This is a genomic window from Hamadaea tsunoensis DSM 44101 (assembly GCF_000428945.1).
Lineage (GTDB): Bacteria > Actinomycetota > Actinomycetes > Mycobacteriales > Micromonosporaceae > Hamadaea > Hamadaea tsunoensis.
The window spans coordinates 23,404-37,222 of the sequence record NZ_AUAX01000037.1; the positions used below are offsets into that span (position 1 = coordinate 23,404).

The following is a 13,819-nucleotide window of genomic DNA, read 5'->3' on the forward strand; positions in this document are numbered from 1 at the left end:
GACAGTGGAGCGTCCCGAAGCGTCAGACCAGGACCGCATCCGATCTCGAACCAGGGTGGTAGGCCGCCGTACCGCCGTGGTTCGTCACCCCGCGCGGATGGATCGCGCGATGCGGTCCGCCACCAGCGCCACGGTCAGCTGCGGCGGCACCTCCGGCACCACCGGCAGGACCGACGCGTCGGCCGCGTACAGGTTGGTGAGGCCGTGGACCCGGCCCTGGCCGTCCACGACGGAACCCGCGTCCGCGCCCATCCGCGCCGTCCCGCACGCGTGGCCCATCGGCGTCGCGAACCGGCGCACGGCCGGGATCAGCAGCGCGCCGTCGGCCACCATCCGGTCCGTCCAGATCAGGGTCCTTTCCACCAGCCCGGCGTACGCGGGCCCGCGCAGGATCCGCCACGCGACGCGTACGCCGTCCGCCAGCCGCTCGGCGTCGTCCCCGGCCGCGTCCTCCCCGGCGGCCAGGCCGAACACCACCTCGGCCGGGTACGCCGGATCGGCCGACCGGATCAGCACGTGCCCGCGGGCCGCCGGGGCGGTGAGCACGGTCGCGATCGAGAACGCCGGCCGGCCGCCGAGCAGCGTACCGATGCCGGGCAGGCCCGCGGTGTCGACGTTCTCGGCCAGGAACAGGCTGAGGTCGGGGGCGAGGCGGGCATACACGGGGTGCCACGGGTCGCCGGGCCGGCCGGTTCCCGGGGTGGTCGCCGACCACAGGGCGATCACGGCGTGCTCGGCGAGTCCCCGGCCGACACCCGGCAGCCCGACCGCCACCGGTACGCCGGCCGCCGACAGGACCGCCGGGTCGCCGATGCCGGAGACCTGGAGCAGCGTCGGGGTGGCGAGCGCCCCGGCCGCCAGGATGACCCGGTCGGCCCTCACCTCGACCGGTTGCCCGTCATGGACGACGCTGACGCCGGTCACGCGATCGCCGCCCAGCCGCAGGCGCGACGCCGTCGCACCGGTCCAGACGGTCAGCCGCGGATGGTCCCGCACCGGCCGCAGATGCGTGTCCGCTGTGGACACCGCCCGGCCGTCGCGAGCCACGCTCGGGACGAGGGCGAGCCACGACTCTTCGGCCGGCCGACCGGACTCGGCCCAGGCGTCGGCCGCCGGGTCGTCGCCGAGGACGGGAAGGCCGAGGGCGTGGCCGCCACCGGTGAAGGCCAGCGCGACCGGGTCGAGCCGGTCCGGCCGCCGCACCGGCAGCAGACCGGCCAGCTCGGCGGCGTCCGCGCGGACCGCGTCCCAGCCCCATTCGGCGTACCCGGTGGCCTTGGCCCAGGCGTCGAAGTAGGACGGTCGCGGCCACAGCCCGATCGCCCCGTTCACCGCCGACGAACCGCCCACCCCGCGCCCGGTCGGGTACGCCGCCGGGCGGACGCCGGCCGCGCCGAGGAAGACCTGGCGTTCCCAGGTGTGCGGGCCGGACAGGACCGGCCGGCCGAGCGGTCGCGGGGCCGGCGGTTCGGCGCCGCCCGCCTCCAGGAGCAGGACCCGCCGTCCGGGATCGGCGCAGAGCCGGGCGGCGAGGACGCACCCCGCCGTCCCGGCCCCGATCACGACGTCGTCGAAGTGGTTCACCCGCCGTTCCCGGTGGTCAGGTCGCCCATCGCGGCGGCCAGTTCGGCGACCGTCGGGTTGCTGAACAGCGCCTGGAGCCCGTCGTCCGCGTCGGCGTGCAGGCCGAACTCGTCCCGCAGTCGGCCGAGGATGCGTACCGCGTGCAGGGAGTCGCCGCCCAGCTCGAAGAAGTTGTCGGTGACCCCGAAGTCGGCGCGGCCCAGGGCGTCGGCCCAGATCTCCAGCAGCCGCCGCTGCACGTCGTCCCCGGCGGCGACCTGGCGGGTGGCCTCGGCGTCCCGCCACGGCGCGGGCAGCCTCGACCGGTCCACCTTCCCGTTCGCGCTGAGCGGCAACGCGTCCAGCACGACGTAGTGGTGCGGCACCAGGTACTCGGGCAGCTGGTCGGCCAGCGCCGCGCGCAGCGTGCCGGGGTCGAGGCGGGACCGCCCGCCGGGCGCCCGCGCGACGATGACGTGCTGCGGCATGGCGGCCGCCGCGGGACCCTGCGGGCCGATGGCGGCGGCGCCGGTGAAGCCCGCCGCCGCGAGGGCGTCGAGCCACTGCGGCACCGAGCGGAACGGCAGGTCGCCTTCGGCGCCGCGGGCCAGCCCCTCGATGAGGCCGACGGTCACCAGGTGGACGGGCGAGTTCTCGGTCCCCTCCAGCAGCACCAGTACGCCGCCCGGCCGCAGCGCCGAGCGCAGGTGGGCCAGGGCCGCGGCCAGGTCGGCCGCGTCGTGCAGCACGTTGGCGGCGATCAGGACGTCGGCCGTCGCCGCGGGGAGGCCCTGGACCACCGGGTCGTGGTCGATGTCCCAGCGGGCGAAGTCGAGGGCCGGATGCCCGCCGAAGCGCTGCCGGGCCCGGTCGGTGAAGTAGGTGGACACGTCCGTGAACAGGTACCGGAACCGGCCGTCGGGCAGCGCCGGGAGCACCTCGGCCGTGGTGGCGCCGGAGCCCGCGCCGACCTCGGCGACGCGTACCTCGCCGGGCCGGGCGGCGACGAGCGAAGCGACGACCTCGGCGACCACCTGGTTGTGTACGCGAGACACCGGGTTGGCCGCGTACAGGGCCTCGGTCACGTCCCACGAGCCGCCGGGCAGGAGCAGGTCGAGCGGGCCGACCTCGCCGCGCAGGATGGCGCCGAGCCGGTCGGTGCTGGCCCGGAAGTAGCCCAGCAAGACGGACTGCTCGCCGCCGTCGCCCACGGGGGACAGGGCGGCGCCGAACCGGGCGTCGAGCACCTCGGCCGACAGCGGTTCGGCCGCCCGGAACGTCACGCCGTCCTCGGTGGACAGCAGTCCTTCCGCCGCCAGCAGGTCGAGCCAGCGGTGCAGCACGCCGCCGAAGCGGGGCTTGATCCCGTGGGCCGAGGCCAGCCCGGCCGCGGTCGACGCCTCGCCCGGCTGCGCGTACGCGCCGAGCTGCGCGAGCGTACGCGCGACCGCCAGGGGAGCGGCGACCGCCATCGCGCGCCACAGTTCCGCGAACCCGGCCAGTTCGGGGGCGAGGCTGCCGGCCGCCTGCGCCGCCCGCCGCCGGCCCGCGTCGAGCGCGTCGGCCAGCGCGTCGGTTCCGCCGTCGGCCCGGTCGGCGCCGTCGTCGGAACCGGCGGCCGGGACGGCGTACGCGACCAGGGCACGGTGGGCTGTGGCGGGATTCGTGCCGACGGTCACGACCGCCTCGGCGACGCCCGCCTGGCGGCGCAGGGCCGCCTCGATCTCGCCGAGTTCGATCCGGTAGCCGTTGATCTTCACCTGGAAGTCGGTGCGGCCGAGGAACTCGATGTCGCCGCCGGGCAGGAACCGGCCGAGGTCGCCGGTGCGGTAGACCCGCCGCCCGGTGGCCTCGTCGACCCGGAACCGGTCGGCCGTCCTTTCCTCGTCGGCCCAGTAGCCCAGCGCCACCCCCACGCCCTCGATCTCGATCTCGCCGGGCGTCCACACCGGACTGTCCTGCCCGGTCGCGGACCGTACGCGCATCGTCTGGTTGGCCAGCGCCCTGCCGTACGGGATGCGTACCCAGTCCGGCGGGACGGTGCCGATCGGGTAGGCGATCGACCAGATGGAACCTTCCGTCGCGCCGCCCAGGCTGACCACCTCGGTACGCGGATGCCGGGCCCGGACCGCGTCCGGCAGCCCGACCGGGATCCAGTCCCCGGACAGCAGCGCCAGCCGCAGCGCGCCCGCCTCGACGTCCGGCTGGTCGATCCACAGCTGCATCAGCGCCGGTACCGAGTTCCAGAGGGTGACCTGGTGGTCGCGTACAAGGTCGGTCCAGTGGGCGGGGTCCTGGGCGCGGTGCGGGTCGGGCACCACGACCGTGCCGCCCGCCGCCAGGACGCCGAAGACGTCGTAGACGGACAGGTCGAAGGTGAGCGACGACAGGGCCAGGACGCGGTCGGCCGGGCCGACGCCGTGCCGCCGGTTGATGTCCTGCACGGTGTTGGCGGCGCCCCGGTGGTCGATCATCACGCCCTTCGGCTGCCCGGTCGACCCGGACGTGAAGATGACGTACGCGAGATCGTCCGGCGACACCGCCGGCAGGGGGACGTCGGCGGCGTCGGTGGTACGCAGGACGCGTACCTCCGGAGGGAAGGCGAGGTCGGTGGCGGTGACCGCGAGCCGGGCGCCGCCGCGCCGCAGGATCTCGAAGCGCCGGGCTTGCGGCCAGCCGGGATCGACCGGCAGGTACGCGGCCCCGGACAGCGCGACCGCGAGGACGGCGACCACCTGTTCCCGGCCGCGCTCAGCGACCACCCCGACGAGTTCCCCCGGGCGGGCTCCGGCGGCGACGAGGCTGCCGGCCAGCGCGCGGGCGCGGTCGAGCAGGTCGCGGTAGGTGAGCTCGCCGCCGGCGTCGACGACGGCGACCGCGTCGGGCCGTTCGGCGGCCGAGGCGGCGACCAGCGCGCCGAGCGCGGCCGCGGGAATGTCCTCGGCGGTGGCGTTGGCGGCCGCCCGCTCCGCGGCCTGCCAGGCGGGCAGCGCGAGGACGGGCGGAGCGTCCCAGGTGGACGGACCGGCGAGGCTGGCGACCAGCGCCGTGTACGCGTCGAACATGTCGTCGAGCAGCCCGGCCGGGAACAGCTCCTCGACGGCGTCCCACACCAGCACGAGGCCCGCGGGGTCCTCGCCGGCCTGGTGGTCGAGCCACACCTGCGGCGTCTGCGTGCGGCCGAACACGTAGTCGCCGAAGAACGCCATGCTCTCGTGCGGGGAGGCGCCGAGCGCGCTGGTGAAGACGACCGGCATGGCCGCGCCCGGGCCGCCGCCGAGCCGCCGGGCCCGCTCGCGCAGCCCGCGTACGCCGCTGAAGGCGCTGTGCCGCAGGTCCTGCAGGAGTTGCCGGGTGGCGGCCGCGGCCCGCTCGCCGAACGGGGCGGCGGGTTCGGCGGACATCGCCAGCAGGGACACCGACGTGAAGTCGCCGATCACGTCGGCCAGCCCGGCCAGCGGCGGCCGGCTGAACAGGGTCAGGTTCAACGTCAGCGCGTCCTGGCCGCTCCAGCGCCGCAACACCTCCGCGTACGCGGTGACGAGCAGGCCGGACGGGGTGGCGCCGTGCCGGCGGCCGAGGCGCTGGATCTCGTGCCACACGGCGGTCGGGAGGACGGCCCGGCGCCGGGTGAACTCCGGGTGCTCGATCTGCGCCGGCGGCACCGCGACGGGCAGCGCCGGAGCGGGCGGCAGCTCGGTCAGCCGGTCCAGCCAGTACTCGCGGGCGGACTCGTACGCGGCCGACGTCCGGTACCGCTCGGCGGCCAGTACATAGTCGCGATAGGACAGAGGCAGCGGCTCCGGCCGGTGCCCGGGGTCCTCGTAGAACGCCCGCCAGTCCCGGAACAGCAGCTCCAGGCTCAGCCCGTCCAGGATGAGGATGTCGAGCCCGACGTGCAGCCGCGTACGCCCGCCGGGCAGCAGGCTCGCCCGGATGTCGAACAGCGGCCAGCGGTCGGCCGGCAGAACCTGGGCGCTCATCGCCGCCCGGGTCGCGTCGAGGGCCGCCGCCACCGCGGTCGCGTCGCCGTCGCGCAGGTCCGCCACGGGCAGGTCGTAGCGCAGCTCGCCGGGCAGGACGCGCTGCGTACCGTCGGCGTCGACGACCGCCCGGAGCATGTCGTGCCGGTCGACGACCCGCTGGAGGCTTTCGGCGAGCCGGCCGGCGTCCAGCTCGCCGCCGTCGAGCTCGATGAAGTAGTAGCAGGCGACGCCGCCGAGCTCGACCGCCCGCCCCCGCCCGACCCAGTACGCGTGCTGGATGTCGGTCAGCGGGAACGGCTCGTGCCGGCCGGCCGGATCGGCGACGACGTCGAGATCCGACCCCGGCGTGGTACGCAGCGCGGCGATCAGCTCGTCGCGGGTACCGGCCAGCCGGTCGCGCAGCTCCGCCGTCACCGCGCCGGGCGGCGCGAGCACCTCCAGCGACTCGCCGGCGGTCCCGGTGCCGACCCGCAGGCGTACGCCGCGCCGGCCCAGCTCCGCGATCAGTTCATGCGCGCTCACGGGTTCCCCCCTCGTCGGTCCGGCTCCGCCGCAGCGCGTCGGCCACGGCGGGGACGTGTCGGTCGGACAGCATCGTGTGGTGCGTACCGGGCAGCGTCACGGCGGCGACCGGGCCGGTGGTCACCGTGGACCAGCCCCAGTCCTCCTTCGCCGCCAGCGGATGCCCGGCGAACTCGGTCACCTCGCCGTCCCGGGCGCGGATCACGAGCATCGGCGCGCTGATCGGGGCGGCCCGGTAGCGGGAGCAGGCGCGTACCACCCAGTCGAAGACCTGCCGGACGGCCGTCAGGTCGGCGCCCGGCGGCAGACCCTCGACGTCCTCGGCGAACCACGCCGCGAGCGTCGGCCCGTCGACCTCCCGGGTCGTCAGCGGGGCCGGCACGTCGAGCACGGCCAGCGCCTCGACCACCGCCCCGGCCGCCTCCAGCTGCCGGGTCATCTCGGCGGCGATCACACCGCCGGACGACCAGCCGCCGAGCCGGTACGGCCCCGGCCCGTCGGCGCGTACCTCGGCCACGTACCGCGCGGCCAGTTCCTCGATGCCGCCGGGCAGCTCGCCGGGGGGCGGCGCCTGCAGAGCGGACAGACCTGCGCCGGTCAACCCGGCCAGGCCCCGGTAGCACAGCACCTCACCGCCGGCGGGATGCACGAAATACCACGGCCGCTCGCCCTCGCTCAGGCGTACCAGGGGGGTCCGGGCGCCGGCGCCGTCGTCGCACCAGCGCGCGAGCTGCGCCACCGTCCGCCGTTCCAGCAGCGTCCCGAGCGGAATGCGGCGCCCGAGGTCCGCGGCGGCCAGGCTGATCACGCGCAGCGCGGCGAAGGACGTCCCGCCCAGGTCGAAGAAGTCCTCGTGTACGCCGATCGCCGGCCGGTCGAGCACGTCCTGCCAGATCGCGGCGAGCGCGCCTTCGGTCGGCGTACGCGGTGCGACCGCCACGGCGCTGTCCTGCGGCACGGCGGCCAGCTGCCGCAGGGCGACCCGGTCGAGCTTGCCGTTGCCGGTCAGCGGCAGCGCGTCCAGCGTGACGATGTGCGCCGGGACGAGATAGGCCGGCAGGCCGGCCGCGAGCTCCCGCCGCAGCGCCCCGCCCTCGGCCGCCCCGACCACATACGCGACGAGCTGCTTGCCGCCGGCCGACGGGCGGGCGACGACCGCGGCCTCCTCGACGCCGGCGCAGCGCAGCAGGGCGTGCTCGATCTCGCCGGGCTCGACCCGGTAGCCGGAGATCTTCACCTGGAAGTCGGCCCGGCCGAGCAGCTCGATGTCGCCGCCGGGCCGGTAGCGGCCGAGGTCGCCGGTCCGGTACAGCCGTTCCCCGGTACGCGGATGCGCGACGAACGCGGCCCGCGTCCGCTCCTCGTCGCCGTGGTAGCCGAGGGCGACCCCGGCGCCGCCGATGTACAGCTCGCCGGGCACCCAGTCGGGCACGTCCCGGCCGGCGTCGTCCAGGATGTGCCAGGACTGGTGGGCCAGCGGGCGACCGTACGGTATGGACGTCCACTCGGGATCCATGTCGCCGACCGGGTGGAAGATCGACCAGATCGACGCCTCCGTCGCCCCGCCCAGGCTGACGATCCGGGCGCCGGGCGCGACCGCGCGCAGCCGGTCCGGCAGGTCGACCGGGATCCAGTCGCCGGACAGCAGGACCACGCGCAGGCTGGGCAGCGTCGTGCCCGCCGCGGCGGCCTCACCGGCGAGCAGCTGGGCGAGGGCCGGAACCGAGTTCCAGACGGTGACGCCGTGCTCGCGTACCGCGCGGACCCAGGCGGCCGGGTCGGCGGGACCGTCCGGCGGGAGCACCAGCGTCGCGCCCGCGGCCAGCGTGCCGAAGACGTCGAACACCGACAGGTCGAACGACAGCGCGGACAGGCCGAACACCACGTCGTCCGCGCCGATCCCGAACCGGCGCCGGATGTCGTCGATCGTGGTCGCCGGGCCCCGGTGGTTCAGCCGCGCGCCCTTCGGCCGGCCGGTCGAGCCCGAGGTGTAGATGACGTACGCGAGGTCGTCCGGCGTACCCGGGCCGGGGATGTCCACGACGGGCGCTGCGCCTTCGGGGGACACGACGGACACCGGCGCGCCGTCGAGCAGTCCGGCGACGGGGGCGTGGCCGACGACCACCGACACGCCCGCGTCCGCGCACAGCAACCGCAGCCGCTCGGCCGGCCAGCCCGGATCCATCGGCAGGTACGCGGCCCCGGCGGTCAGGACGGCGTACACGGCGATCACCTGGTCCCGGCTCTTCGGCAGGACGACGCCGACGATGCCGCCGGGGCGCGTACCGGCCGCGACGAGCCGGGCCGCCAGCGCGTTGGCCTTCGCCTGAAGGTCCGCATAGGACAGTTCGCCGGCATCGGTGCGGACGGCGATGCGGTCCGGCCTGGTTCGGGCATTGCGATCCGGTCCAGTGTGGAGCAGTTCAGCGCTGGGTACGCCGGTGGCGGCGTTGATCCGCGCCCGCAGCGCGACCTGCGCCGGTGGGGTGAGGTCCAGCGCCTCCGCCGCCCAGGCGGCGTCCCCGGTCGCCAGCTGCTCCACCGCCCGCCGGTACGCGTCCTGCATCGCGTCGATCAGCCCGGCCGGGAACAGTTCCTCGTAGACGTCCCAGGTGATCCACAGGCGGCCGTCGTCCAGCTCCCAGAACTCGGTGTCGATGAGCGTCTGCGGCGTCTCCAGGGTGCTGTGGAACGGCCGTCGCGCCGGGCCGAGGAACAGGGCGCTGCCGATCGCGTACGGGCACACGGCCCGGCCCAGCGTCCGGCGGCTGCGGTTCAGCTCCTGCAGCACCTTCACGCCGCTGTAGGCCAGGTTGCTCACGTCGGCGAGGATCGTCGCCTGCAACCGGCGGAAGCGGGCGGCCATCGGCTCGGCCGGGCGCCAGTCGACCTCCAGCGGATAGAGCGACGCGAAGTTGCCGAACACCTCGCCGACGTCCTCGTGCAGCGGCAGGCGGTGGGTCACCATGTTGTTCAGCAGGAAGTGCCGCGATCCGCTCCACAGGGCCAGCACCTCCGCGTACGCGCCGAGCAGCACGCTGGTCATGCTCAGCCCGCGGGCGGTCCCGTGGCGCCGCAGGCCGTCCCAGATCTCGGGGGCGAACAGCAGTTCCCGGCGGGTCAGCCGGGACCGGTCGTGCAGCCCGGCCCCGGTACGCAGCGGCACCTCGGGCGCGGCCGGCCAGCCCGGGATGCGGTCGTGCCAGTACGCCTTGGCCCGCTGTCCGGCCGGCGACTCCTCCAGCTCGGCGAGGGCGAGTACGCACTCCCGGAACGTGACGGCCGGCGCCGGCGGGTCGTAGCCGGGCTCGGCGTACCGGCGGAGGGCTTCGTCCACGAGGCCGAAGGCGCTGCGGGCGTCGGTGAACAGGTTGTTGTTGTTGTAGTGCAGCCGGTCCCGGGTCCCGCCGGCGGTCGCGTACCGGGTGATGTGCGGGAACAGCCAGGGCCACACGTCGTGCGGCGGCTCGGTGCGCTCCAGTTCGGCACGGGTCGCGAGCATCCGCCGTTCGGCCTCGGCCGGCGGCAGGTCGCGCAGGTCGGCCACGGTGACCCGGACCGGGGTGAGGTCGGTGACCGGCTGGAGCGTCAGGTCCTCGCGGGCCACGACGATGTCGGCCCGCCGCCGGGCGACCGCCGCGTTGAGGGCGGCCTCGAACCGCGCCGGTTCCAGCTCGTCCAGGTCGAACTCGACGTACTGGTGCGGGCGTACGCGGAACTCGAAGCCCGGCCGGCTGCCCATGAGGAAGGAGGTCTGCAGGTCCGAGGCGGGGAAGGGCTGATCGCGGGCCGCCGGATCGGGCACGGCCCGGGGCAGGTCCGCCGGGCCGGGCGGCGCGGCGAGCAGTTCGATGATCTCGGGCTTGCGGTCGGCGATGAGCGCCCGCAGGTCCGGCGTGAGCGTGCCGGGCGGGGCGGCCACGCGCAACTGGCCCGGCCCGGCGAGGCTGAGCCGGATCCCCCGGCCGGCGAGCTCGGCGAGCAGCCCGTCCACTCCGGCGATCACAGCGTCAGCACCTCCAGCCCGGTCGTGTCCGCGTCGGCCTCGGCGCGCACGCCGAGCAGCACGAGGTGGCGGCAGATCAGGTCGCCGACCTCGCCGGCCGTCGCCCCGGCGAACAGGTCGTCGGGGGAGACGTCGGCGCCGAAGTCGGCCAGCACGACCTGGCGCAGCCGGACGGTCAGCAGCGAGTCCAGGCCCAGCTCGTTGAGGCGCTGTGCGGCGAGGCCCGGCCGGATGCGGTCGCGGTCGGCGGCGGACAGGCCGAGCAGGTCCACGAGGTGTGCGAGCAGGCGGTCGAGGACGAGGGCGTGCGCCGCCACCGGATCGGCCGCGGCGGTCGCCACGAAATCCGGCAGCGCGGCGTCCGGCAGCGCGAAGCCCGGCGGCACGGCCCGGCCGGTGTCCGGTGTGGACGGCGTACCCGCGAGGTCGGCGAGGACGGTGTCGGGCACCCGGCGGCCGCCCGCGACGGCGTACCTCGGCCAGTCGACCTCGGCGATCGCGACCGCGGCGGCGCCGGTGTCCAGCCGGTCCAGGGCGGCGAGCGCGGCGGCCGGATCGAGGGCGTGCACGCCCGCCGCGGCGAGCCGGTCGAGGACGCGGTCACGGTCGGCCAGGCCGCCGTCGCGCCACGGTCCCCAGGCGACGCTCAACCCGGCCAGCCCGAGCCCCTGCCGGTACGCGGCCAACGCGTCCAGGAAGGCGTTCGCGGCCGCGTAGTTCGCCTGGCCGGCCGAGCCGGTCACCGAGGCCAAGGAGGAGTACAGGACGAACAGTTCCACCGGCGCCGACCGGGTCCGCTCGGACAGGTGCCAGGCGCCGCGTACCTTCGGGTCGAGGACGGTCGCGAAGCGCTTCGGGGTCAGGTGGGTGAACGGCGCGTCGTCGAGTACTCCGGCGGCGTGGATGATCCCGCGCAGCGGCGGCAGCGTACGCCCGATCGTCTCGACGAGCGTGTCGACGTGGCCCGGATCGGCCACGTCGGCCGCGATCAGCTCGACGGTGACCCCCTGTGCCCGCAGCGCCCCGACGGCGGCGGGCGGCTCGGCCGGGACCGACCGTCCGGTGAGGACGATCGTGCGGGCGCCCCGCCCGGCGAGCCAGGCCGCGGACCTCAGGCCCAGCGCGCCGAGGCCGCCGGTCACCAGGTAGGTGCCGTCGGCCCGCACCGGCAGGCCGTCGCCGCGCGGAGCCGGTCGCAGGCGGGCGGCGTACCAGGTGCCGGAGCGGTGGCACAGCCGGCCCGAGCCGCCGAGCGCGTGGGCGTACCGGCGGATCTCGTCGGCACCGGGTTCCACGGCGTCCGGATCGAGGTCGACGTGCACGCAGGCGAGATCGGGGAACTCCGCGGCCACCGCGCGGGCCAGGCCGACGGTCGGGCTCTGCTCCGGCCGTTCGAGACCCCCGTCCGGGCCGGCGACGGCTCCCCGGGAGAGCACGACGATCCCGGGCGGGCCGGGCTCCGCGACGACCGACCGCAGCCGTGCGGCGACCGCGTCCGTGACCGCGTACGCGGCGGTGGCCGGGTCGCCCTCGGCCTCCCCGGCGGCGACGATCTGCCAGCCCGCGGCCGATCCGGCGGCGGCGGACGCGTCCAGCGCCTCCCATCGCAGCACGTACGCGGGCGCGGGGGCGACCGTGTCGGCGGCCCGCAGGCGTACACCGGTCGCGAGACCGAGCACCGAGCCGTCGGGGTGCAGGATCGTGAGGTCGGCCCGCGCGTCGCCGCCGGCGTCCCGGCCACGCCAGGAGGCCCGGCAGCGTACGGCCGACGGGAGGTCGCCGGCCAGCCAGAACGTGTCGAGTCCGACCGGCCGCAGCGGCTCGTCCCCGGCGTGCAGCACGACGAGCGGGTGGAAGCACGCGTCGAGCACGGCTGCCGGGCGGTCCGCCTCGATCTCGGCGACGGCCTCGGTCCCGGCGGCCCACAGGCGGCGTACGCCCCGGAAGCCGGGCCCGTGGTCGAGGCCGAGAAGGCGTGCGCGGGCGTACAGGTCCTCGACGGAGTACGGGGGAAGGTCGGCGGGCGGGGGAGCGGCAGGGCCGGGTGCCGCGGCGGCCCTCGCGGTCGCGTGCTCCACCCACCCCGCCCCGGTACGCGCGAACAGCCGCACGGTCCCGTCCGCGCCGACCGAGGTCTGCAACCGGACGGGCGCCCCGAGTTTCAGTCCACGATGGATGCTCAGTCCGGCGACGGCCGCCCCGCGACCGGTCTCCCGCACGGCGTCCAGGGCCCACAGCGCGTACGCGGCCGCCGGCAGCACCGGTTCGCCGTCCACCCGGTGTTCGGCCAGGGCGGCCAGGTCGGGTGCGGCCGGCGTGGACGCGTACCGGTGCTCGTCGAGGCCGGCGAGGTCGATCGGCGTACCCAGGAGGCTCGGACCGTCCGTGGTGGCGGGATCGAGCCAGTAGGTCGTGTGGGTGAAGGCGGTCGCGGGCGGTACGGGACGTGCGGGCGTGGCCGGCTCTTCGAGGACGACGTGGGCGTTGGTGCCGCTGATGCCGAAGCCGCTGACCGCCGACCGGCGGACGCGGCCGGTCGCGGGCCACGGCTCGGCGGCGGTGGCGAGCGCGATGTTCGGATTCCAGTCCGCGCTCGCCGTGGGCGTCTCGGCGTGCAGCGTCCTCGGGACGATCCCGTGGCGCATCGCGGCGGCCATCTTGATGATCCCGGCGACCCCGGCGGCGGCCTGCGTGTGCCCGATGTTCGACTTGACCGTCCCCAGCCGCAGCGGGTACGCGCGGACGGCGTCCGCCGGGGCGTAGGTGGCGATGAGCGCGTTGGCCTCGATCGGATCGCCGAGGCTCGTGCCGGTGCCGTGGCCCTCGATGACGTCGACGTCCTCCGGCCGCAGTCCGGCGTCGGCGAGCGCCTGCCGGATCACCCGCTGCTGGGCCGGCCCGCTCGGTGCCGACAGCCGGCTCGTGCGCCCGTCCTGGTTGATCGCGGTGCCGCGGATGACCGCGTACACGGGATGGTGGTTGGCTTCGGCGTCGCTGAGCCGTTCGAGAAGGAGCATGCCGATGCCCTCGGACCAGCCGGTGCCGTTCGCCGACGCGGCGAAGGCGCGGCAGCGGCCGTCGGGGGACAGGCCGCGCTGCCGGGCGAACTCGACGAGGGTGTCGGGCGTGGCCATGACGGTGGCCCCGCCGGCCAGGGCGAGGCTCGTCTGCCCGGCCCGCAGCGCCTGAACCGCCAGGTGGACCGCGACGAGGCTGGACGAGCACGCGGTGTCGACCGTGATGGCGGCACCCCGCAGCCCGAGGGTGTGCGCGACGCGCCCGCTGGCGATGCTCGGCAGGCTCCCCGTGACCAGATGCCCTTCGTACGCGACCGGGTGCGGTCGCGGTCGCCGGCCGTAGTCGCTGTACATGATCCCGCAGTAGAGGGCGGTGTCGGAGTCGCGCAGATCGGCCGGGTCGATGCCGGCGCTCTCGACGGCGTGCCAGGTGACTTCGAGCAGCTGGCGGTGCTGGGGATCGGTGGCGGTGGCTTCGCGGGGGCTCATGCCGAAGAAGGCGGCGTCGAAGCCGCCCGGATCGGCCAGGAAGCCGCCGTGCCGGGTGGTCGTCGTCCCAGGGTGGTCAGGATCGGGGTGGTACAAGGTTTCCACGTCCCAGCCCCGGTCGGCCGGTAGCTCGCCGATTGCGTCGATCCCGGCCGCGACGAGGTCCCACAGCTGCTGCGGTGTCGTGACACCGCCGGGGTAGCGGCAGCCCATCCCGACGATCGCGATCGGCTCCG

Annotated in this window: 3 protein-coding genes and 1 pseudogene; all 4 read right to left on the bottom strand. The window is 75.8% G+C overall.

Going from position 1 to position 13,819, the window contains the following annotated elements; genetic code table 11:
* Positions 1-84: 84 nt before the first annotated feature.
* A complete protein-coding gene (locus G401_RS50550; RefSeq protein WP_051367621.1) occupies positions 85-1,584 on the bottom strand; it encodes a GMC family oxidoreductase in 1,500 nt (499 codons plus the stop codon).
* Positions 1,581-6,071, bottom strand: coding sequence for a non-ribosomal peptide synthetase (locus tag G401_RS50555; RefSeq protein ID WP_051367623.1), 4,491 nt, complete (start codon positions 6,069-6,071; stop codon positions 1,581-1,583). Before G401_RS50555 ends, G401_RS50550 begins: the two co-directional genes overlap by 4 nt.
* Positions 6,058-10,077: a non-ribosomal peptide synthetase gene (locus G401_RS50560; RefSeq protein WP_051367625.1), complete on the bottom strand. Its 4,020-nt coding sequence runs from the start codon at positions 10,075-10,077 to the stop codon at positions 6,058-6,060. The genes G401_RS50555 and G401_RS50560 overlap by 14 nt, the downstream gene beginning before the upstream one ends.
* Positions 10,074-13,817, bottom strand: a pseudogene (locus tag G401_RS53710) (SDR family NAD(P)-dependent oxidoreductase); the annotation flags it as partial. The pseudogene G401_RS53710 and the gene G401_RS50560, both read right to left, overlap by 4 nt.
* Between the last annotated feature and the right edge of the window lie 2 nt (positions 13,818-13,819).